Origin of the sequence: Nocardia vinacea NBRC 16497 (genome assembly GCF_000308835.1) — a bacterium.
Lineage (GTDB): Bacteria > Actinomycetota > Actinomycetes > Mycobacteriales > Mycobacteriaceae > Nocardia > Nocardia vinacea.
This window is the reverse complement of record NZ_BAGN01000424.1, coordinates 1-18917: the sequence shown is the minus strand read 5'-3', so window position 1 is coordinate 18917 and position 18917 is coordinate 1. Positions and strand designations below refer to the sequence as shown.

Annotated in this window: 28 protein-coding genes; 10 read left to right on the top strand and 18 right to left on the bottom strand. The window is 64.4% G+C overall.

All coding sequences use genetic code 11. The features are described from left to right. Positions 1 to 191 precede the first annotated feature (191 nt). Genes ON44_RS43715 through ON44_RS43705 form a run of 3 tightly spaced genes read right to left on the bottom strand, consistent with a single transcriptional unit; the run spans position 192 to position 1968 of the window. Positions 192 to 389, bottom strand: a complete 198-nt coding sequence (locus ON44_RS43715) for a ferredoxin (protein ID WP_040701124.1) — start codon at positions 387 to 389, stop codon at positions 192 to 194. Positions 390 to 406: 17 nt separating this feature from the next. Continuing rightward, entirely contained in the window at positions 407 to 1591 is a 1185-nt protein-coding gene (locus tag ON44_RS43710) for a cytochrome P450 (protein WP_040701123.1), read from the bottom strand. Positions 1592 to 1611: 20 nt separating this feature from the next. After that, entirely contained in the window at positions 1612 to 1968 is a 357-nt protein-coding gene (locus ON44_RS43705) for a DoxX family protein (RefSeq protein WP_040701122.1), read from the bottom strand. A 290-nt stretch (positions 1969 to 2258) separates the two neighbouring features. Between ON44_RS43705 and ON44_RS43700 the strand changes: the two genes are divergently transcribed. Next, positions 2259 to 2969, top strand: coding sequence for an IS110 family transposase (locus ON44_RS43700; protein WP_157187627.1), 711 nt, complete (start codon positions 2259 to 2261; stop codon positions 2967 to 2969). Positions 2970 to 3180: 211 nt separating this feature from the next. On the opposite strand, the gene ON44_RS43695 is transcribed toward ON44_RS43700, so the two are convergent. Continuing rightward, entirely contained in the window at positions 3181 to 4029 is an 849-nt protein-coding gene (locus ON44_RS43695) for an alpha/beta fold hydrolase (protein ID WP_040701120.1), read from the bottom strand. 100 nt (positions 4030 to 4129) lie between these two features. Here ON44_RS43695 and ON44_RS43690 point away from each other — a divergent pair, with 100 nt between their 5' ends. After that, positions 4130 to 4516 carry a winged helix-turn-helix transcriptional regulator gene (locus ON44_RS43690; RefSeq protein ID WP_040701119.1) on the top strand — a complete coding sequence of 129 codons (387 nt, stop codon included), beginning with the start codon at positions 4130 to 4132 and terminating at the stop codon, positions 4514 to 4516. A 2-nt stretch (positions 4517 to 4518) separates the two neighbouring features. Here ON44_RS43690 and ON44_RS43685 read toward each other — a convergent pair whose 3' ends face one another. Continuing rightward, entirely contained in the window at positions 4519 to 4992 is a 474-nt protein-coding gene (locus ON44_RS43685; protein ID WP_051183349.1) for a site-specific integrase, read from the bottom strand. Between the two features lie 164 nt (positions 4993 to 5156). Here ON44_RS43685 and ON44_RS43680 point away from each other — a divergent pair, with 164 nt between their 5' ends. Beyond that, the gene (locus ON44_RS43680) at positions 5157 to 5540 is read left to right on the top strand and encodes a limonene-1,2-epoxide hydrolase family protein (RefSeq protein ID WP_040701118.1); all 384 of its coding nucleotides are present in this window, start codon (positions 5157 to 5159) and stop codon (positions 5538 to 5540) included. A 293-nt stretch (positions 5541 to 5833) separates the two neighbouring features. Then, a complete protein-coding gene (locus tag ON44_RS53300) occupies positions 5834 to 6088 on the top strand; it encodes an LLM class oxidoreductase (RefSeq protein ID WP_051183347.1) in 255 nt (84 codons plus the stop codon). A 141-nt stretch (positions 6089 to 6229) separates the two neighbouring features. Here the strand turns inward: ON44_RS53300 and ON44_RS43670 are convergent, their stop codons facing one another. Beyond that, positions 6230 to 6925 carry a cation efflux transmembrane domain-containing protein gene (locus ON44_RS43670; protein WP_040701204.1) on the bottom strand — a complete coding sequence of 232 codons (696 nt, stop codon included), beginning with the start codon at positions 6923 to 6925 and terminating at the stop codon, positions 6230 to 6232. Then, positions 6925 to 7254 carry an ArsR/SmtB family transcription factor gene (locus tag ON44_RS43665; protein ID WP_040701203.1) on the bottom strand — a complete coding sequence of 110 codons (330 nt, stop codon included), beginning with the start codon at positions 7252 to 7254 and terminating at the stop codon, positions 6925 to 6927. The genes ON44_RS43670 and ON44_RS43665 overlap by 1 nt, the downstream gene beginning before the upstream one ends. Before the next feature lie 259 nt (positions 7255 to 7513). Here ON44_RS43665 and ON44_RS53640 point away from each other — a divergent pair, with 259 nt between their 5' ends. Together ON44_RS53640 and ON44_RS43660 are read left to right on the top strand one after the other, a co-directional pair. Next, positions 7514 to 7867 carry a hypothetical protein gene (locus tag ON44_RS53640; RefSeq protein ID WP_083898541.1) on the top strand — a complete coding sequence of 118 codons (354 nt, stop codon included), beginning with the start codon at positions 7514 to 7516 and terminating at the stop codon, positions 7865 to 7867. Between the two features lie 104 nt (positions 7868 to 7971). After that, positions 7972 to 9225 (top strand): FAD-dependent monooxygenase, encoded by a 1254-nt coding sequence (locus tag ON44_RS43660; RefSeq protein ID WP_040701117.1) that lies wholly within the window; start codon positions 7972 to 7974, stop codon positions 9223 to 9225. Between the two features lie 55 nt (positions 9226 to 9280). On the opposite strand, the gene ON44_RS47590 is transcribed toward ON44_RS43660, so the two are convergent. From ON44_RS47590 to ON44_RS43610, 11 genes are all read right to left on the bottom strand, one after another. After that, the gene (locus tag ON44_RS47590; protein ID WP_157187625.1) at positions 9281 to 10207 is read right to left on the bottom strand and encodes an LppP/LprE family lipoprotein; all 927 of its coding nucleotides are present in this window, start codon (positions 10205 to 10207) and stop codon (positions 9281 to 9283) included. A 259-nt stretch (positions 10208 to 10466) separates the two neighbouring features. Continuing rightward, on the bottom strand, positions 10467 to 12158 hold the full coding sequence (locus tag ON44_RS43650; protein ID WP_040701116.1) for an enoyl-CoA hydratase-related protein: 1692 nt from the start codon (positions 12156 to 12158) through the stop codon (positions 10467 to 10469). A 371-nt stretch (positions 12159 to 12529) separates the two neighbouring features. Then, the gene (locus ON44_RS43645; protein WP_040701115.1) at positions 12530 to 12847 is read right to left on the bottom strand and encodes a hypothetical protein; all 318 of its coding nucleotides are present in this window, start codon (positions 12845 to 12847) and stop codon (positions 12530 to 12532) included. Positions 12848 to 13169: 322 nt separating this feature from the next. Then, entirely contained in the window at positions 13170 to 13307 is a 138-nt protein-coding gene (locus ON44_RS54355; RefSeq protein WP_083898539.1) for a sigma factor-like helix-turn-helix DNA-binding protein, read from the bottom strand. Beyond that, positions 13282 to 13590, bottom strand: a complete 309-nt coding sequence (locus tag ON44_RS43640) for a sigma factor (protein ID WP_051183345.1) — start codon at positions 13588 to 13590, stop codon at positions 13282 to 13284. Before ON44_RS43640 ends, ON44_RS54355 begins: the two co-directional genes overlap by 26 nt. A 197-nt stretch (positions 13591 to 13787) precedes the next feature. Beyond that, positions 13788 to 13988, bottom strand: coding sequence for a hypothetical protein (locus ON44_RS43635; protein ID WP_063721729.1), 201 nt, complete (start codon positions 13986 to 13988; stop codon positions 13788 to 13790). Between the two features lie 150 nt (positions 13989 to 14138). Beyond that, entirely contained in the window at positions 14139 to 14516 is a 378-nt protein-coding gene (locus ON44_RS54350) for a DUF6131 family protein (RefSeq protein WP_040701114.1), read from the bottom strand. Between the two features lie 132 nt (positions 14517 to 14648). After that, positions 14649 to 14999, bottom strand: coding sequence for an HPF/RaiA family ribosome-associated protein (locus ON44_RS43625; RefSeq protein ID WP_040701113.1), 351 nt, complete (start codon positions 14997 to 14999; stop codon positions 14649 to 14651). After that, positions 14948 to 15769, bottom strand: coding sequence for a DUF998 domain-containing protein (locus ON44_RS43620; RefSeq protein ID WP_051183344.1), 822 nt, complete (start codon positions 15767 to 15769; stop codon positions 14948 to 14950). Before ON44_RS43620 ends, ON44_RS43625 begins: the two co-directional genes overlap by 52 nt. A 138-nt stretch (positions 15770 to 15907) precedes the next feature. Beyond that, positions 15908 to 16222, bottom strand: coding sequence for a hypothetical protein (locus tag ON44_RS43615; RefSeq protein ID WP_040701112.1), 315 nt, complete (start codon positions 16220 to 16222; stop codon positions 15908 to 15910). An 8-nt stretch (positions 16223 to 16230) separates the two neighbouring features. Then, entirely contained in the window at positions 16231 to 16995 is a 765-nt protein-coding gene (locus tag ON44_RS43610) for a TetR/AcrR family transcriptional regulator C-terminal domain-containing protein (protein ID WP_040701111.1), read from the bottom strand. 325 nt (positions 16996 to 17320) lie between these two features. On the opposite strand from ON44_RS43610, the gene ON44_RS51590 reads away from it, so the two are divergent. The 4 genes from ON44_RS51590 to ON44_RS43595 form a co-directional block, all read left to right on the top strand. Further along, positions 17321 to 17476 (top strand): DUF6131 family protein, encoded by a 156-nt coding sequence (locus tag ON44_RS51590; RefSeq protein ID WP_085998735.1) that lies wholly within the window; start codon positions 17321 to 17323, stop codon positions 17474 to 17476. 221 nt (positions 17477 to 17697) lie between these two features. Continuing rightward, positions 17698 to 17928, top strand: coding sequence for a hypothetical protein (locus tag ON44_RS43605; RefSeq protein WP_040701110.1), 231 nt, complete (start codon positions 17698 to 17700; stop codon positions 17926 to 17928). A 167-nt stretch (positions 17929 to 18095) separates the two neighbouring features. Then, positions 18096 to 18329, top strand: coding sequence for a hypothetical protein (locus tag ON44_RS43600; RefSeq protein WP_051183368.1), 234 nt, complete (start codon positions 18096 to 18098; stop codon positions 18327 to 18329). A gap of 238 nt (positions 18330 to 18567) precedes the next feature. Beyond that, on the top strand, positions 18568 to 18917 hold a 350-nt coding region (locus ON44_RS43595; protein WP_040701109.1), incomplete at its 3' end, for a protein kinase domain-containing protein.

The window sequence follows — 18917 nt, the reverse complement described above, 5'->3', positions numbered from 1 at the left end:
CGCGAGAACAAACCGTTGTCAACCTCGACCCGAATCGCGTCCGAGCGGGCAAAAATTCGATTCACATCGGTGAATCGGCGGGCTCGACCGAGTGCGCTGAACGCCGAGTGGCTGTAGGCACGCAGGCCGCTAATAAATCCGTCGTGTAACAGCGGCCGCGTCAGGGAAAGACAGCAGCGCGAGGCGAGCTGCTACGCAATCTCCCGCAGCGCCGCGACGGGACAGGAGCCCACGGCCGTTCGGGCAGCGGTCACAAGATCAGCGGGTACCTCAATGCCGTCGAAATGGTATGTGAGCTCGGCGTTGTTATCGAGGCTGAATACCTCGGGCGCCTGCACGGAACACAGACCGTGTCCCTCGCACCGGGGGTAGTCGACGGAAATCTTCATGACAGACTTTCTCTCTCTCAGGCTGGAATGAGTCGCAGCGGAAGGCGTTCGAAGCGGTGGATGATGTTGTTGATCGCCCATTCGGGTTCGCCGACGATTTCGATGCGCTCGACGCGCTGGACCAGGGCGGCGAGCATGGCCTGCGTTTCCAGCCGGGCGAGACCTTGACCGGCGCAACCGTGTATGCCGTGCCCGAAGCCGAGTTGGCGAGTCGCGTCCCGACGGATATCGAAGGTGTCGGGGTCGTCCCATTCCAGCGGGTCACGATTGGCCGAGGAGTAGATCACCACCACACGGGCGCCCGCTGGGATGCTGGTTCCGGCCATCTCCACATCACGAATTGTCTTGCGGGAGAACGCACGCAGCGGTGATTCGAATCGCACGATCTCGTTGACCGCGTTCGGGATGCGGGTGGGATCGTCCTTGAGCAGCTGCCACTGCTCGGGATGGCGTGCGAAAAGATACATGGCGCTGGCGATAGCGCTGATCGTGGTGTCCAATGACGGGGCAAGGTAATCGACGAGCAGGGCAGGGCATTCGGCACGGGAAAGCTTTCCCTCGTCGCAAGCCTGCAGCACTTCCTCCCCCACGCTGCCCGGCAACAGGTCCCGCTCGCGGGCGAGCCGTCGCGTGAATTGCATCATCCCGACTCCCGACGGTGCGGTGCGAATGGACTGCCGGTTGAGTGGACCGAGCGCGTCGAATGTTGCTCCCGCCCACCGCAGTAAGTGTTCCCGACCGTGCTGGGGCCAGCCGATCAGATCCGGCACGACCGACATCGGCAGGGCGGCCGCCAATTCGGCACCGTCGATACGCCCCTGCGCGACCGCCTGTTCGACGGCTGCGGCCGCCTGCCGGTCTATCGATTCGCGCATCGCACGCAGCGCCCGCGGAGCCAACCGACGGGCGAGCAACGCGCGGCGACGAGTGTGATCCTCGCCATCGCTATTGAGAGTGGTGCCCGTCGAGAGCCGGTTGGCCACCGGGTTCAAACCGACGCCGGCTCCCGAGACAAATGTCCGATCGTCGAGCAGGACGGCTTTGCATTCGCCATAGCGCGGCAGCGCATAGGTGCGTTGCTTGGCCAGCCACACCACAGGACCCAACTCGCGCAACCGCGCATAGTGCGGATAAGGGTCGAGAATGCCCTGGCGCGAATAGATGTCGGGGCGATAGACCGGGACGTCGGCTTCATTACGCATTGGAGCTCCTCTTCGAACAGTCATAGGTGTGCGCCGAATACAGTCACGACATAGGCGAGGGACAGCACACCGACGCCGATCGACGGCGCGTAGTGGCTCACACTGTCACCGGCCTTCACATGGGTAACGACAGCGCCGATCATCAACAGCACCAACCCGATTCCAGCCGTCGCCCCGAGCGGCCACCACGACAAGCCGACCAGTACACCCACGGCTGCGGCGATCTCCAGCACGCCGATGCCACGGAAGGCGGTCACCGAGTAGCCCAAATGCTCGGCACGCTCACGCATGGGCGCCACGGCCAGCACCTTGACCGCGCCGAGCGACAGAAATCCGATCGCCAACAGCACGGCGAACATGGTGGATACGACTGTCATCTACGCGCACCTGCTTTCCATTCGATTGCGTATGGGCCCAGCACTTCGGCCACTCGGCTTCATCGGTGCCTGGTTCGATTTCGATGGTCGCGACCTGAACAGTCCGCCCTCGACCACCCTCTCCAGATTATGACGACATCGTCACTCACGAGGATACAGTCAGTCAATAGTTCTGAACATTTCGTCAGTGTCGATCCGCGATCGGCGGCCACCGGCCTCCACCGCACCGATTCCGCGCACACTCGCCGTGAATTGCACCGAAGCCGGCTCCGCGCAGCTCACCCGCTACGTTGGCGTGTGAGCCGACCGGGCATCGGTGGCGAGTGCTTGGACAGCTGGCCGCCGATCGGAACATGTTGTTCGTGTGTGTGCAGCCGGCGATGACGGCCTGGTCACGCCGTGCCGAGGACCTCACCACCGACAAAACCGACGAGAAAGACGCGGTGCTGATCGCGCGATTGACCGCGCAATTGCGCTGCTATGCACCCGAACCGGTCGATGAAACCTGGGGTCGGCTGCGGCATCTGGGCGCCCGTCGCGAACGACTGCTGGTCGAGGGGGTCGCGCAGATCCAGCAGATCCGCGCTCTACTCGAATGCGTGTGGCCGGCCGCGCTCGAGGCCGCCCAGCAGCCGTTCAAATCCCGGACCTGGATGGCAGCACTGCGAGTGATCTGCGGCCGCGACGGCGGCGATTTCGCCCGCACCCGCCGGTTGGGCCGAGACCGGCTCGAATGCCTCGTCCGTGGCGAGGTCACCCGCGCAGGCGCGAAGCGACCGTGCTTTCGGATCACCAGGAAACTCTTTGCGGCGCTGGATGATCCGGCCGGAGTGCTCGCCCACCGGCGCGGTGCGCTGGAGCAGGCAACCCTGGAACCCGCACATCGCCACCCACGGCACCACCACAACGGAGGCCGCCATGATCTCGACCGCCGCCTGAGCAGGCGGATCGTCGAGCGGTCGGTCGGGGCGAGCCCCACGCGGCATCGAGACACCTGGTGATCTCGCCGGTAATCATGGGCAGCCCCGACCTGTCGTCACACAACCCGATTACACGCTGCTGGGATCAACCCCATTACCGCTATGCCGGGACGACGACAGACGAGGCACCGACCGAACCGCTTGACACAAAACGACTTACGCTGATTATCGTGCGTTGCTGTGGGGACGTAATATCGGGACTTCGCTTGCGGCCAGATCAGGTTCTGGCCCTTCAGGAATCGAGAAAGTCGACGAGCAGCGGCACCAGCGTCGCCGGGCGGTCGAGGGGGATGATGTGACCACAGTCCTCGATCAGGTGCCCGGTCAGGGTGTCGGCGACCGGACGGAGTTGGTTTTCGAGTGTGGTTCCGACCGGGTGGGATCCGATGGCCATCGTCGGCACGGTGAGCCGGGCGGTGTCGACAGCCCGCCGGATCTGCTCAGCGCTGGTGGGTATCGCCCGATAGTAGGAGAAAGCGCACCGCAGGGAATCAGTGCCGCTGTAGGCGGCGACGAAGGCATCGCGGGTTTGTGCGGGGATGCCGCGACCCTGGGTACCGGTCGCCAGAAACCAGTCGAGGTAATCGGATTCGTTTCCGGCAAGAACCTTTTCGGCAAGACCCGGCACCGCGTGAAATCCGAACCACCAGGGCGGCCCACCGGCCAGAAAGGTTTCGGCACCGGGCAGCGTGCCCAGCAGCGATTCCATGAGCACCAGCCGGTTGACTCGATCGGGCCGCCGCATCGCCAATAGGAACGCCGGCGGAGCACCGGCGTCGATCGCGACGATGGACGCGCTGGTTTCGCCCAGGGCGTCGAGCAGCCCCTCGGCGTCGGTGGCAAGCGTGCCCGCGTCGTAGCCGTCCTGTGCTCGTGTGCTGGCACCGAGGCCGCGCAGGTCCGGCGCGATCACCCGGTGTCGTCGGGCGAGTGGGCCCATCACCTCGCGCCATAGCTGCCAGGTGTGCGGAAAGCCGTGCAGCAGCAGGACTGCCGGTCCGGTGCCAGCGATCGCCACGTTCGTCTCGATGCCGTTGGTTGCCACCATCCGCACTGTGAAATCGGGCAGTTCCGAAGACATTCGATCTCCCACCTAGGGTTACTTATGGTTACTACATGACCATAGGTGAGTATGAGTAGACTGCGAAGACGGCACTCTCGAGACAGGTGGTGAGCTCCAGGTGACTACCCGACCCAGCACAGGCCAGCGCGGGGATCTGTTCGCTCCGGACTGCCCGACCCGTCGGCTTCTGGATCGGCTCGGCACCAAATGGGTGTCCATGGTGGTGAAACTGCTCGCCGAGGCCGCGCCCGGCGAGGTACGCTTCGCCGAACTGCAGCGTCGGATGCCCGGCGTATCGCAGAAGATGCTGTCGGTGACTCTGCAAAGCCTGTCCCGCGACGGGCTGGTCACCCGCCGCGTCGAACCCACCGTTCCCCCGCGCGTTCACTATCGCCTTACCGATCTCGGACTCTCCCTGGAAAATCCGCTGGCCGCACTGCGGGCGTGGGCGGAGGAGCACATGGCCGAGATCGACGCCGCCCCAAAACCTGCGGACCACGCATGACCTCATGTCGATCCCGGGTCGGCATCGGACTTACATGCCTCGAAGATCCTCAGCCCGAGTAGACCGAGCATAGCTACGAGCGCGAAGTCGAAGCGGTTGGCCGAATCACGAGCCGCGGTGAGTAGCGCTTCGAACTGCAAATATGAAAGTCCGAGTGTCGGTGACTCGTTCGATACCTGTGGACAGCGGACGTACTCGGCCGGCGAGTGGTCTATGACGCCGTCGATGACGCAGGTTCGACAGAACCCGGTGACTACTGCCGTGCGGCGGGCGAGGGTGGAGGGTTTGTACCGGCGGGTCTCCTGCATCCATCGCACGTACCGTTCGATCTCGGCCCGCACCGCCGCTAGCGGCAGGAGGTGATGTTCGGTGCACCAGCGGAAGGACAGGCGTAGGTCGGATCCGCAGTGTGTACGAGAGCCCGGTGAATCGAGCCAGATAAGCCGCGCAGGCCAGCCGCGGTACGAGATCGTCACCGGCGAAGGTGACGTCGATATCCGATGAGGCACCCATGCCCACGATGCCGACAGAACCAGGCAATTGCACCCTGGCCGCGGCATTTCAGTGCGTTCGGCAGTTGGGGCCATGGAGGCGGGGAGTGCGTGGCATATGATCTGATCATTGCGCAGGAGGGAGCCCGATGGAGAGCCCGATCGAGGTGGTGCGCAGGTTCTGCGCGGCATGGTCCGACGACGCCGGAGTCAGCGAGCTCGCCGCATTCCTCACCGACGACGCCGTGTACCACAACATCCCGATGGCACCGGTCACCGGCAGAGAAGCGATCGCCGACAACATCGCCTCGTTCATTCGCCCTGGCCCGCCAGGCATCATGGGCATCGACTTCCGCATCATCAACATCGCAGCCAATGGTCCGGTCGTGATGACCGAGCGGGTGGACGTCTTCACGATCCCCGGCAGGTCCTTCGAGCTCCAGGTCATGGGGACCTTCGAGGTCAGGGACGGCAGGATCAGCGCCTGGCGGGACTATTTCGACCTGAACCAGTTCACCAGCCGGATGGGATGACTCCGGTTGGCTGCCCGAACTTCGTTTGACTATGTCGCCGGGATGGACGGCCAGACCTGGCCACCCGCACCCGACGTGGCGTATCCGCGGATCCTCGCCGCGAACGGGCCGAAGATGCTCGCGCTCGCCGCGGAGATCACCGACGGCACACTGCCCGCCGGGTTGCCTCCGGAACACACCGCGCGGGCCAGGCAGGTGCTCGGCCCGAACAAGCTGCTTGTGGTGGGGCTTTCCGTGGTGGCCGACGACGAACCCGACCGAGCCCTCGACACCGCGCGGCAGGTGGTATCCGCATGGTCCCAGCGCCCTCCTTCCAGGCCGTCCTGGCTGAACTCGGCTACACGGCCGAGGAGATCGCTGAGCCGAACGATCGCGTGGTGGACGCGCTCGTCGCGCACGGCACACCGGATTCGATTGCGGAGAAGGTACACGCGCACCTGGCCGCCGGGGCCGACCACGTCACCCTGCTGCTACCGATCGGCACCGAATTCGCTCCCGGCATCGACCGTCTCGTCCACCTCGCTCCGGCCATGCATGCCCGCAGCTGATCCCCCGGCACGACGATGCGGTTCGACTTTGCGAGGATTCACTGCGCACCGTCGAGCAGGAGCGCGGTTCGGGTCGTCCCCAGGCCTTGGCAACGTTGCTGCACGCGGAGAAATACGCCGACGCGGTCCCGGTTTCACGGGTCAGTCACAGCAGTCGCAGTCGTGACCGACTGCGGCGGTGTTGGTGGGTGTTGGGCAGCAGGTGTCCCCGCGCCAGGCGTTGACGCCTTCCCTGACGGCGATGGCGGCGATGACCAGTGCCGCGATCGGGTCGGTCCATGACCATCCGAAGATGCTGTTGAGCAGCAACCCGACCAGCAGCACCGCCGAGAGATAAGTGCACAGCAGGGTCTGTTTGGAATCGGCAACCGCCGAGGCGGAACCGAGTTCACGTCCGGCTCGCCGCTGCGCACATGACAGCACGGGCATGACCACCAGACTGGCTGCGGCCAAACCGATCCCGATCGCTGAGTGCTCGGCCTCGCCGACGCCGAGCAGGCCGCGGACCGAGTCGACGCTGACATAGAGCGCGATCGCGAAGAACGAGAACGCGATGACGCGCAGTGCGATCTTCTCCCGCGCGGCGGGGTCGCGTCCGGCGAACTGCCAGGCGACCGCCGCCGCCGAGGACACCTCGATCACCGAGTCCAGCCCGAACCCGATCAACGCGGTCGAGGACACCCGCGACCCTTCGGTAAGAGCGATGATCGCCTCGATCACGTTGTAGGAGATCGTCATCGCGACGAACCACCGGATCCGCCGCGCCAGCAACCTCCGCCGCTGCGGCGACGGCCCCAAGACCGTAACCGCCGATGGCAAACCCAAGGGCACCGACATCAGCAACACCCCTCGGTGTCGGAGACCGGACAGCAGGCCGGATCGACGGCCAGCACCAACCCGAGCAGATCCTCGAGCGCGGCGGCGATGCGCGGATCGGCCAGCTCGTAACGGCTGCGTCGTCCCTCCGGGACCGCGACGACCAGACCGCACCCCCGAAGACAGGCCAGGTGATTGGACAGGATCTGCCGTGATACCCCGATCCGGTCGGCCAGTTCCGATGGATATCCCGGACCGGCCCGCAGGCTCAGCAGGATCTGGGTGCGGGTCGGGTCGGACAGCGCGTGCCCGAAACGAGCCAGCGCGTCGAATTGCAGCGCGGTCTCCACCACTCCAATGATACAGATTTTTCTGTATTCATCTAGATCTGAACTGTTGGGTGTCGAGGTAATCGGTTGGCGCGCGGGGCCCGGCCTTTACGACCTTCGCCACCGGCTTCCCTCCGCCACGGAGTACGCGGGCAGCCTCGGATTGGGCAGCGGTGCGGAAGGCGGCGGAAGATTATAGATGAGCTATCGCGGCGACTTCTAGAGTTCGGCGAAACCGCGTAGAATTCGAGCAGGTCGGGACAGCATCTGGAGCCCTATCATGACCGAAAGAAAGAATTCACACACGAAGTTCGCCCGGTTGGCGGCCGCCGCCGGTATAGCCGCAGTTGCTGCGATTCCGGTTGTCGCAGCCGCAGCGCAAGCGCCTTCCGCGCGCGCATCGACGCCCGAGTCTGCAACCCAACTCGTCGACAGCCCCGGTTGGGGTCACGGCGGCGGTTGGGGCGGCGGCGGTTGGGGTTGGGGCGGTGGCGGGGGTTGGGGTCACGGCGGCGGCTGGGGTCACGGCGGCGGCTGGGGATGGGGCGGCGGCGGTTGGGGTTGGGGCGGCGGCTGGGGTAACGGCCCCGGCTGGTGGAACCCATTCGGCTGGGGTGGCTGGGGCAGCTTCTAGCGCCGGTGACCGAGCCCGGACACGCACAGCGTGCCGGGCTCGGTTGCATCGAGTACCGATCATGTGAAGCCAGGTTCGACCAACCGGCTGGAGCTGGTGACGAGATGAAGATTGTGTGTGTCGGTGGCGGGCCGGCCGGGCTGTACTTCGCTATTTCGATGAAGCGGCGCGACCCGGCTCATGACATCACAGTGATCGACCGCAATCCGCCCGGTTCCACCTATGGCTGGGGCGTCGTGTACTGGGACGACCTGCTCGACATTCTGTATCGGAATGACCCCGACAGCGCCCAGGCGGTGCGTGCCGGGTCGGTCCTATGGCGTGAACAGGCAATCCATGTGCGCGACGACCAGACCGCACATTTCGGGGGCTACGGGTTCAGCATGGGCCGCGCGGCATTGCTCGACGTACTTTCCCGACGAGCGAGCGACCTGGGCGTCGATGTCCAGCACGGGCGAGAGGTCCATGATCTGTCCGGCTTCGACGACACCGATCTCATCGTCGCCTCCGACGGCGCGAACAGCCGGGTACGGCAGCTTGGTAATCATCGATTCGGCACGTCCGTCACACTCGGCGAGAATCGATATATCTGGCTCGGTACGGACAAGGTCTTCACCCGATTTACCTTCGCCTTCGAACACACCTCGGCCGGTTGGATCTGGTTCCATGCCTACCCGTCGGTTGCCGAAAAATTCAGCACCTGCATCGTTGAGTGCCAACCGCAGACTTGGCATGGACTGGGATTCGATTCCCTGGATAACCTGGAGAACTTGCGCGTTCTGGAGAACATATTCACGCGCCTGCTCGACGGTCACTCGTTGATGAGCAAGACACGAGGCGAGTTCGCAAGGTGGAGCCGCTTTCCCGAGGTAACCAACAAGATCTGGTATCAAGACAACGTGGTGCTGCTCGGCGATGCAGCGCACACGACGCATTTCACCATCGGTTCGGGCACCCGGCTGGCAATCGTCGACGCCGTCGTGCTCGCACAGAACCTGTATGAGCATGCCGAGGTCGCCGACGCGCTGGAGAATTACGATGCGCAACGGCGCGCTGCGCTGCGCCCGATACAGGCCGCCGCCCGTACCAGCATGATCTGGTTCGAACACGCCGACCGGTATCTCGACCGCAGCGCCGTGCAGTTCGCCTATGCGATGGCGGCTCGGCACGGGCTGCAAATGCCGTGGCGATATCAGCTACACCTGCTCACACAGGTACCCACAGTGCGCAAGATCCGGCGTGCCATCGACTCCGGACAGCGGTGGCGGCGGGCTGCCCGACGGGGGGAACTCGCGATGGCGCTGCCCTCGCCACGACGCCCACCCGAACCGATCCCGACCGATCAGTCGACGTTCTGATCCCCGCACAAGCCGGGCACCGGCACAGCTCTTGGGTTATGCGGCTCACCGGCACTCAGCCGCAGATCTTGTCTGCGACATCGGCGGGCACGCCGGTCTCGGTGCAGTGCAGCGCACTGCCGAGGCCCACAGGCTTCCAGCCTCCGTCGGCCGCTACGTAGTGGAACAAGACTTGGGCTCGGTTGACAGTATTGTCGTGGGTTCCCGTATGGGCCATCGCCCACTCACCCGCACAGTCGATTCGATCCTCGAGTTCGATCGGCGTCGCCAACCGCGACCCGATGTCAGTGCCTCGCAACGCTTCGAGCAAAACAGCCTTGGTAACCGGGCACACCGGCGGCGAGCTCGCTGAACTCGGATCGGTGACCTCCGTCGGGAAGTCACGGTCCGGGGTCACGCTGCGATCGTCGGCGCCCAAGGTGAGAGTGACAATGACCGGCCCACCCGAGGGACAGCAGCTGGCGTCTTTACCCGTGAGCCAACGGTACTGGACCTCGACACTGCGATCGGACGAGCCGACCACCTGTGTATATGCAGTCGACTTTTTGGTCGCGGTGCCCAGATAACCCGCGTGGTTGAACAGCATCACGTGCCAGGGTGAGCTGGCGGTGCCGTGCGGAGTCCCAGCGAGCACCCAAAGTATGGCGGGACAGGCGCCGACGGGGGCGTCGGTGCCGCTGTCTGCGTAGAACCCGTCGCCGCCGACACCGGCACCGAGTGTGCCGAGCGCGGCTGTGACCACCGCCGACTTCAGATCGACGCATTTGCCGTTTCCGGCAGTGGCAGGAGCGTTGTCACCAGCAGGCTGCGTGGCACCTGGTGATTGCTGAGTGACGGGAGGCTGAGCGGATCCCGGCACGGCAACGGTAGCGGGGTTCGACACCGACGACCCACCGGACGTTTGCGTCGTCACGCCGTCCTGACATGCCGTCGCCAAGGTCACCGCCGCTGCCGCCACGATGATGCCGATGATCCTTTTCATCGAGAGTCCTTTCCCCTCTGTACTACCGAGCATTTCGCGTCCTGAATCAAGATCGTTGCGCCCCTGCTTTCATGGGCAGGCCGGCCTACGTCCGCATTCGCAATGCCGAGATACCGCCGAACACCGCAGAACCGAGCGAGGTCGCGGTCATACCGCGACAGGGCACGGGCGGATAAAGCAGAACGCCGACCCGAGGCGCTCGGCCGCACAGGACATGTTCGACAGCGACCCTGCGGCATCTAATTGCGAACAGCGGGCGTCAGGCCTCGAGGTGGCCCCGAACCGAGGCGGGTTGCGGGATTTTGCGGAGGAAGGCATGCCGTCGTGCGGCGAATCCGTGGCGGTCGCCGAAAAGATCAGCCGACATCTGCGCCAGTTCCTCGGTCAGGATCGCGTCGATACGACCGGGAGGCAGGTCGACATTCAGCCGGGCGTACTTGGCCCGCATGGCGGCAGCCCGCACGGTCGGGCGGCAGTACTCCCGGACGAGGTCGTCGAGCCAGCAATCGAATTCGCGGTCAGGACCGACATGATCGATGAGATTCGCACGGTGGGCCTCGACAGTATCGAGGCTCGGACATTCGGTAAGCAGCTCACGGGCACGATCAGACCCCACCCGACGGGGCAGGGTAAAGGTATGTAACTCGGAACCGGTGAGCCCGAGCGTCGCATAGTGCGGATTCAGCAAGACGCGCTGCCTGGCCACGACGACATCGGCGGCCAGGGCGAGCATCGCCCCACCGGCACCTGCCGAGCCGGTGAGAGCGGCAACGGTGACCTGCGAGGTGCACTCCAGCAACGCGCGGCACACGGCATTGATCGCGGTGATATTCGCCCAGCCTTCGCGGGCCGGGTCGTCCGCATGTTCGATGGCACCGAGGTGGATCCCGTTGCACCAGTGCGGGTTGCTTTCGGTTCCGCGCACTACGAGCACGTCGGTGCCCTGCCGTCCCGCGAAACGGATCGCGTCGGCGAGACGCAGGCAGAAACTGGTGTCGAATGCGCCGTTGTAGGCGTCGATGGTGATGGTCGCAATCGGGCTGCTACCTTCGCGGCGGTAGTGGATGTCGCGGTACGTGGCCGCGGTGTTTTGCGGCACGGTCAGAATCGGGTAACCGATCCGGCGCAGCACATTGGTCGCGGGGCCTTTGCAGCCGTCCGACGCGGTTTTCGCGCCGAGGTGGCCGATCCAGAGTGTGCCCGTGCCGCAGGCTATTTCGATGCGGCGGTACGCACGACTGACGATAGTTCCAGGCTCGCCGATCCGGCCGATGCGCTTCCCGGGATGGGCGTCGTGCACATAAACGGGATGCGTGTGCAGCGTAGTGAGAACGCCCGGAGAGCCGTCCGCGGCATTGATCCGGCGCGCGATCGTGTGGGCGTCACCGGCCCAGTCGATCGCCCGGTCGGATTGCCGCATCGCCGACCTAGGGCGCGCGCCGCGAACTTCTCGCGGCGCGTCCGTTTGATCAACCGGCACGTATCGGGGATCGGATGCCTTATCGGAGGCTTCGAGAATGCACTCCACAGCAGCATCGGCGACGACAGTGTTGTATATGGCGCTCTTGGTAAAACCGCGGGGCAGCGGGAAAGTACGAAATGCCCAGACCGGGCCCGCGTCCATCTCGAAAACGGCGGTAAGGGCCGTAACGCCCCACCTCGGTTCGGCATTCGTTATCGCCCAATCCAGCGAGTGCGGACCACGGTCGCCGACCGGACCGGGATGGATGGTCAGTGTTGTCCAGCGGCTGGTGATGTGCTCGGGGACGGCGTATTTCAGATACGGGCAGATGATGAGATCGAAATCCGCGGGAGCGACCGCGGCATCCATCTCACCGGAACCGGCGACAACTTCGGTTCGAACCACCCGTCCCGCCCTGCGCAGCGCGGCGGCAGCGCGCCGGGTAAGACCGTTCTCGGCGCTGCAGAGCAGCAAAACACGCTGCGACATTGCGTGAGCCCTCCTGCACAGCCTCTGGTAAAGCACCAGCCAGGGAACCGCCCCCTCGACCGGATCGACCCGCCCCACCGCCGGAGCCGATCACCGCCACACCGCGGTCCATCCCATCGAACAATCTCCACAGCACCTTCGTCGAACGGACAGGTGATGTGTACAGACCACCAAGGCGAGTCAACCGGGATCAAGCCGGCCCTTGATCCGGTCAACAGGTGAGGGACGGCCGGGGCTCCCGGACATCGAGATCCGGAAGCCCCGGTCGAGGGAGCGGGACTACGCAGAGCCGGAACAGCCTGTCGAGAACTGATCAATTCCTCGATAGTCCATGAGAAGACTTCGAGCGGGTGCGGCGATGGTGGTCTGCGTCAGACCGATTCGACGATCGCTGACTTCACCACCGCGCGGTCCACCAACTGCCTGACGCGCCTGCCCTGATCCGCCGCCACCACGGTCTTGGCTCCGGAAAACACGGGCTCGGAGAACATCGTCACCCGCAGCCCCTTCTCGACGTGCAACACCAGATCATCTTTGCCCGGCGGCGTGGGGATGCGGTCATACCGGCCGTCTTGGATATCCCGGTACATCAAGTAGGCGTATGCGGCGCCTCCGTCAACGAACAGCTGCGCCCGCGGGTTCGTCTCCGACATCTGGGAGATGCACTGCTGGCTTGCAAAACTAGTCATCGCGTCCTCCTAGCTTCGGAATACTGTCTGTGGTCAGCCTTACCGTGAGACCGCGAGAGTCCACCGAATAGTTTGCCCTGTTCACGGCCCGCGCGGACGCGATCGCCCGTTTCAGCTCCGGCCTCGCCGACTTCCCCGGCTGCCGAGTTCACCCGCTTATCGGAGGTCGGACTGTGGGTTCGAGGTGACGCGCCATGGCGGGGGCCGCTTTCCCACCCCGCTCGACACCCCGGTCATCACTGGCCTGTACGCCCCAGTCCATTCTCCGGGGATGTCAGCCAATTGCACCTTTGCCCTGAACGCCACCGCTGCGGCTGGTTGTTCAGTCACGTGATGTCTGTTCGCGCAACGAGTTCAGCAGTCTGGCGAGGATCCGTGAGACCTGCATCTGCGAGACGCCGAGGGATTCGGCGATCTGGATCTGCGACTGAGGTTCAAAGAACCAGGAACGACGCGCCATGGTCCGGGTCGAAACGGTCGATCGCGGCCACCATCCCCACTCGGGCGGTCTGCAGCAGATCGTCGAAGTTCTCACCGCGTCCGGCGAACTTGCGGGCGACGTGCTCAGCCAGTGGTCGACAACGCCAGATCAGCTTCTCCCGCAATGCATCTCGACGCGGATCGGCTGGGTCCAGTTTCGCGAGCTGAACGAGCAATGGTTCGATGTTGTCGTAGGTGTCAGCGCCGCGGCGTGTGCGGCGGCGTGTCTTCTCGGGGGATGTCAGTGTCGACGGATAGCTCATCGGTGCTGCCTCGGATCAGATCCAGATGGCATCGACAACAGCCCGCAAACCCCGACACCGCAGTGCCGTACAGGGTTCGGGGCCGCGTCGATCGAGTCGAGCGCGAGCCGCCACGATGCACCGGCCCGAATCGGGCTCGCCCGGCACGACATCGGATGCTGCAACAGGCAGACCTCGATATCTATCGTGGCGCCTTGTCAGGGGCTGGGTTGAGGCAGTTTGCAGTTGTTCACCTTGGGGTTGACACCTGCGTAGTTCAGCGGACCCGCGATCACCGTCACCGCGATGGTTCCCAAGCTTGCGCAGTTCTGCTCACGGTCGGTGAAATAACCTCGTTGACCGGCGGCGACCACGCCGATGATCAGCCACACGAGCACCAGCAACGACACCAAACGCATTATCATCCACCTCATTTCTTATGGATCGAGATCGTCTCGATCCGGTAGTCGATATCGGAGAGACCACATCGCGTCCTGCTCTGAATCTGGTTGCCGCGCAGGCGAACCGAGCGGCGCAGCCGGACCTCGATCCGGCCGCGCCGGGATCGGTCAGTAGTAGTGGCGGCGACCGCCGACGACGCGGCCCATCGACCCCGATGCCAGTAGCACCAGGCCGATAACGAGGACCACGATCCCGATGGCCCAGAGGATCTGGAACAGCTGGCCATGGCCCGCGTCCATGGGGCGTGCTTTCGGATCCCTGCCCGGCAGCATTGCCGGATGCATCGGCCGCGGCGGCATTGCCGGTATAGCCGGTGTGAACAGGGGTGTCTGCTGCGCCGAAGGCCTGCGGCTCGCCGCATCGCCCGACGCGGCCGAGGCCAGGTTGAGTGGGTTCTCGCGGACGCCGCCGAGATCGCGGCGGGCGGTACGACTCGAGCCACCCAAAAGCCTGTTCGGTTCGGCCAGCCCGATGGTGATGATCATGGTGATCCTCGACGCCTTCGCTCGGATCTCTTGCTCATTCAAGTAGACGCCGTCCGGAACATAATGTCAACAGTGTAGGTCTACAGTGCTGATCTACAGCGTTCGCATACCGAACAACCCGGTGCTGCTGACTCAGTTCTTGTGCGGGTGTCTGATGGAGTCGCCACCCTTTGTCTCGTGTAGTCGGCCGAACCGGCTGGCGAGCAGATGTGCCATGCTCTCGGCCGCACCCCGGCAGGCGGCATCGATCGTCGCGGCGTTGTGGGTTACGGCGACCGGCTGTTGACCGGTTGGACGGGCCTGCAGCACGCATCGCTTGTCGTCCGGTCCGCCTTTGCCCGCGTTCTGGTCACTGAGGTGGGCCTCGACGGTGGTGATCTGGTCGCTGAAGTGCTCGAGCGTCGAAGCGATCTCCGCTTCGACGTGCCGGATCAGTCTTTCACCGCTGTCGATGTTGCTGTCGGTGTTGATCTGAATCTGCATGTGCGTATCCATTCCGGTCGGTGGCAACTGTTACTCGGACGAGTCCGGCGCGGTACTGCGTTCCAGAAGGGTTTGAGCGCGATAGTGGCGCCGGTGATGGCCATCCAGGTCGGTAGCGGGTAGAAGACGAGTCGTTCGGTGATTCCGACCTGCAGGCCGATGGTCAGTAGAACTGTGCCGGTGAGTCCGGTCGATGCGCAGACCCCCGACCAGATCGCGGCGAGGCGGCGTTGTTTCCACAACCAGATCGACAGCAGGATCAGCACGATGTGCCGCGACACCAACGCGGGCATCACCGCGAGCCCGTGCACGACGATCCCGTCGTTGGAGGGAAACACGCCGGTCGCGGCAGTGCTCAGGCCGATGATGACCGCGAGTGCGACGATCGACCACTGTCGGGGTCCGTGGGGAATATAGTCGCGGAATCCGATAGCTCCGATGATCGTGAGCAGGCCGAGCGCCACGAATGTCGCGTTCATCAGCAGATGCAGGGGCGAGCACAGGTTTGGTGTGCAGGTGGTGACGCCGAGATCGCTGATCGTGTCGCGGCGGAAGCTGTAGTCCGATTTCCAGGCGATCGCGGTGACGAACTCGACGACCAGATATGCGAACGCCAGCGTCCACGCCTTTGCTGCGGTGGTGTGTCGCAGGTGTCGCGCCCCTATCCATGCGAACCCATGTGTTCGCGATCGGTCGGCGCTGGTGTGCGGCTGATCGGGAGCTGTCGATCCCGGTGCGGCCTGTTGGGCGCAGTCATCAATGGTGTTCACGAGGATGCGGTTTCGTTGTTGGTGCCGATATCGGTTCGCGGGGGGCGTGTCATCGTCGTCGTGAATCCGAGTCGCCGCAGACGGTGGCGGTGCGCCGCTGAGCCGGATTGCGTTGGCGGAGCGGGGATTCGATTGTTGTCAGCTGATGTGGGCGGACAGTGATCGGGTTTCGATGTCGAGGTCACCGCCCTTTGTCAGGGACGCGGTGTAGGTGATGAGTCGATGGCCGGGGTCGTCGAGCTTGTCCTGGTCGTGCACGGTCAGGCAGGAGATAGCGCCGAAATTCACCAGCAGATACCGGTTTTCGACCGCACCGGACTCGCTGGTCAGGGCGACGGTGAAGATCTGTCCGTGTGAGACCCAGGCGCGGGCGGCGGTGGCCACCGCTGCGGGTTCGGTGGCGGAGAACTGCAGGCGGAAGGGCAGGTCGGGAGAGTCGAGATAGGTACTCATGGTGGGGTTCAACTCCGATCGTGTGGTTGTGTTCGGTTACCTGGTGCAACCCCCGGCGCGCCGCCGCCGGGGTTCGTCAGGGTGGTGGCCAGGCCGCTGAGCAGGATGTCGAGGCCGCGTTCGAGTTCGGCGGCGCCGTCGTAGGCGGCCAGCACCGGTGCCAGTTCGCGCAGCAGCGGGTATTGCGCTATCGGCAGTCGATGCAGCCCGAGCCGCAGCACTTCGTCGGTTTCCTCGGGGCGTTCCACGAGTTCCTGCAACTCGTTGAGGATGTGGCCGTAGAGGAACCCGAACACTGCCCGATAGATATGCAGAGCATCGGCACCCGAGAACCCGGCACGGGTCAGTAACGCGAGAACGTCCTCCAACGGCCGCAGCACGGCGGTCGGGCGTTGCCCGAGCGGTGTCGCCAGCGGGCGGGTCACCAGCAGCGGCACCACCAGTGGATGCGCCAGCGCCAACCGGCGGAACTCACGAGCAACCACACGCAACTGGGTGGCCCAATCCGGGTCGGTGGCATCGACCGACAGTTGCGCGAACACGATCTCGGCGACACCGTCGAGCACGGCGGCCTTGTTCGATACGTGCCGGTAGATCACCATCGGATCCCGCCCGACCGCCTCGGCGAGGCGTCGCATCGACAACCCGTCGACCCCGTCACGATCGACGATCTCGAGCGCGGCGTTCAACACTGCCGCCCGCGTGATCGGCCCCTCACCGCGACCGTTGGTGGCGGGACCGGAATTGTTGCGGTTGGTGGGGGGTTCGGTCATCGCGGAAGCTCCCTTTGCCGTAAGAAGCACTGTAGATAGAGAGTGTAGACCTACATCGTTGACATACAGTTATTTGCGGCGTGTACTGGGAGGATCAGATCCGAGCAAAGGCTCGGAGAATCGGGATCGTCATGATCGGGCTCGAGCCGACAACCGACCCGCGACTCGCAAACGCGGTTTGGGCCAACTGTTCGGCCACACCCCCGCCGGTCCCGAACCGACCGGTGCCCCTCGCGGCGATCAACGTCGATAACCGCGTCCCCATCCGCCCATCCCGCCCTTACCTCGTGACATCTCACGTACTTCCGAAATCAGGTATTTGCTCGTGATCATTCTCGGAGTCGTCCTGCTCGTCGCCGGATTCCTACTCGGCATCCCCCTGCTGGTCACCATCGGAATCATCGTGCTGCTCATCGGTGCGGCGCTGATGATCGCGGGCCGCACCGGCCACGCCATCGGCGGCCGAGCCCACTACTACTGACCGGCCCGGCGCAGCCCGCAGCGGCTGCGCCGCAATCCGCCTGCCGGACAACCTGATTCGAAGGACAACACGGCGTGGATACTTCACCAACCGTGAACAGAACTGCGCCAGCGCGGGAACCATCTTCGTGACCGTGATTGCAGCTGCCACGTGCCACAACCCGGTCCGTGACGACACCTCACAACAGACGCAAAACCCAAGCACTACCCAGGAGCTTTCCAATGCTCGTCGTCGTCGCCCTGATCGCCGGCATCGCCATCGGCACCATCGCAATGGCCGTATGGAACCACCTATCAGCCGATGGCAGGCGCCCCGCCCTCGGCGGCGCAGCACGACGCCTGCTGAGCCGGCGCCATCCAGAGGACACCGCGCTGAGTCGCGACCTCGAAGAACACGCCGGCGGCTCACGGCATATCCGCACCAACCCGAGTTGGCGCGACCGACTCGAATAACCGGACAGCCCGGAAACCCTGACCCGCACCCACTGCCCGTATCGCGATGTCGCAGGGTCCGGGGTATGCGTCGAATGGTGAGCCCGATCCCGAAACATGCATCAGCGGTACGACATTCGACTACACGGAGATAGGAAATGAGAACATACGCAAACTACCGCAGCAGGATGCGCCGAAGTAGCCGTTCCCGGCCCACCAGCGTCTTCGTAGTACTGGTGCTCGCATGGTTGATCATCGGCGCCATCGCCGGTGCGCAACGGCACTACTACGACAACGCACCGACCAACTGCGCGAGCACCGGAACCATTGCGGTAACCATCATCGCCGGACCGCTCAACTACCTCGGTATGAACCCGAAAATCGAAAACTGCCACGTCGATGTGCCCCAACCCAGCCAGTGATCGCCCGATGGATCGCCGACCGACAACACAGCACAGCCCCGGACAGCCAAAGCTCGAGCCTCCCCTTGCCGAACGCGCGGTAGGACAAGCGTTGTCCGGTGGCCACCTGTGGTAGACGCGTAACTCGCGACGCGGACAGGCGGACCGTTCACCTTTGCTGGCGATACGCTGAGCATTGTCGAAAGGGAGCGCATGGCGCCGGTGTTCGCGTACCTGTCGAGTGGATTGCACGCCGCTGATGACAGCCGATGATCCACTTCGGACCCGCCGCGACGCGGTCACATCCGTCGCGGATGATTTGAGCGCGTCCGGGTACGAGGACGCCGAAGAGGTCGGGCGTGGCGGTTTCGGTGAGATCTATCGCTGCAGGCAAGTGGCGCTGGACCGCACGGTGGCGGTGAAGGTGCTGACCGCCGAGCTCGACGAGGACAACCAGGAACGGTTCTTTCGCGAACAACGGGCGATGGGTCGGCTGACCGGACATCCGAATATCGTCACCGTGCTCCAAGTGGGTGTCACCAAAGGCGGGCGTCCCTATCTGGTGATGCCGTATCACCCTTTGGATTCGCTGGATGCGTGGATCCGTCG

What these genes read in the sequence shown, in the direction of transcription:
- ON44_RS53640 (WP_083898541.1), top strand. Translation starts at nt 7,514, where the DNA reads ATGACCGAAAGAAAGAATTCACACACGAAGTTCGCCCGGTTGGCGGCC.
- ON44_RS43660 (WP_040701117.1), top strand. Translation starts at nt 7,972, where the DNA reads ATGAAGATTGTGTGTGTCGGTGGCGGGCCGGCCGGGCTGTACTTCGCT.
- ON44_RS43640 (WP_051183345.1), bottom strand. Translation starts at nt 13,590, where the DNA reads ATGAGCTATCCGTCGACACTGACATCCCCCGAGAAGACACGCCGCCGC.
- ON44_RS54355 (WP_083898539.1), bottom strand. Translation starts at nt 13,307, where the DNA reads ATGGCGCGTCGTTCCTGGTTCTTTGAACCTCAGTCGCAGATCCAGATC.
- ON44_RS43600 (WP_051183368.1), top strand. Translation starts at nt 18,096, where the DNA reads ATGCGCCGAAGTAGCCGTTCCCGGCCCACCAGCGTCTTCGTAGTACTG.
- ON44_RS43670 (WP_040701204.1), bottom strand. Translation starts at nt 6,925, where the DNA reads ATGTCGGTGCCCTTGGGTTTGCCATCGGCGGTTACGGTCTTGGGGCCG.
- ON44_RS43705 (WP_040701122.1), bottom strand. Translation starts at nt 1,968, where the DNA reads ATGACAGTCGTATCCACCATGTTCGCCGTGCTGTTGGCGATCGGATTT.
- ON44_RS43645 (WP_040701115.1), bottom strand. Translation starts at nt 12,847, where the DNA reads ATGACTAGTTTTGCAAGCCAGCAGTGCATCTCCCAGATGTCGGAGACG.
- ON44_RS43605 (WP_040701110.1), top strand. Translation starts at nt 17,698, where the DNA reads ATGCTCGTCGTCGTCGCCCTGATCGCCGGCATCGCCATCGGCACCATC.
- ON44_RS43695 (WP_040701120.1), bottom strand. Translation starts at nt 4,029, where the DNA reads ATGTCTTCGGAACTGCCCGATTTCACAGTGCGGATGGTGGCAACCAAC.
- ON44_RS43615 (WP_040701112.1), bottom strand. Translation starts at nt 16,222, where the DNA reads ATGAGTACCTATCTCGACTCTCCCGACCTGCCCTTCCGCCTGCAGTTC.
- ON44_RS53300 (WP_051183347.1), top strand. Translation starts at nt 5,834, where the DNA reads ATGGTCCCAGCGCCCTCCTTCCAGGCCGTCCTGGCTGAACTCGGCTAC.
- ON44_RS43715 (WP_040701124.1), bottom strand. Translation starts at nt 389, where the DNA reads ATGAAGATTTCCGTCGACTACCCCCGGTGCGAGGGACACGGTCTGTGT.
- ON44_RS43625 (WP_040701113.1), bottom strand. Translation starts at nt 14,999, where the DNA reads ATGCAGATTCAGATCAACACCGACAGCAACATCGACAGCGGTGAAAGA.
- ON44_RS43635 (WP_063721729.1), bottom strand. Translation starts at nt 13,988, where the DNA reads ATGCGTTTGGTGTCGTTGCTGGTGCTCGTGTGGCTGATCATCGGCGTG.
- ON44_RS47590 (WP_157187625.1), bottom strand. Translation starts at nt 10,207, where the DNA reads ATGAAAAGGATCATCGGCATCATCGTGGCGGCAGCGGCGGTGACCTTG.
- ON44_RS43610 (WP_040701111.1), bottom strand. Translation starts at nt 16,995, where the DNA reads ATGACCGAACCCCCCACCAACCGCAACAATTCCGGTCCCGCCACCAAC.
- ON44_RS43650 (WP_040701116.1), bottom strand. Translation starts at nt 12,158, where the DNA reads ATGTCGCAGCGTGTTTTGCTGCTCTGCAGCGCCGAGAACGGTCTTACC.
- ON44_RS43710 (WP_040701123.1), bottom strand. Translation starts at nt 1,591, where the DNA reads ATGCGTAATGAAGCCGACGTCCCGGTCTATCGCCCCGACATCTATTCG.
- ON44_RS54350 (WP_040701114.1), bottom strand. Translation starts at nt 14,516, where the DNA reads ATGATCATCACCATCGGGCTGGCCGAACCGAACAGGCTTTTGGGTGGC.
- ON44_RS43680 (WP_040701118.1), top strand. Translation starts at nt 5,157, where the DNA reads ATGGAGAGCCCGATCGAGGTGGTGCGCAGGTTCTGCGCGGCATGGTCC.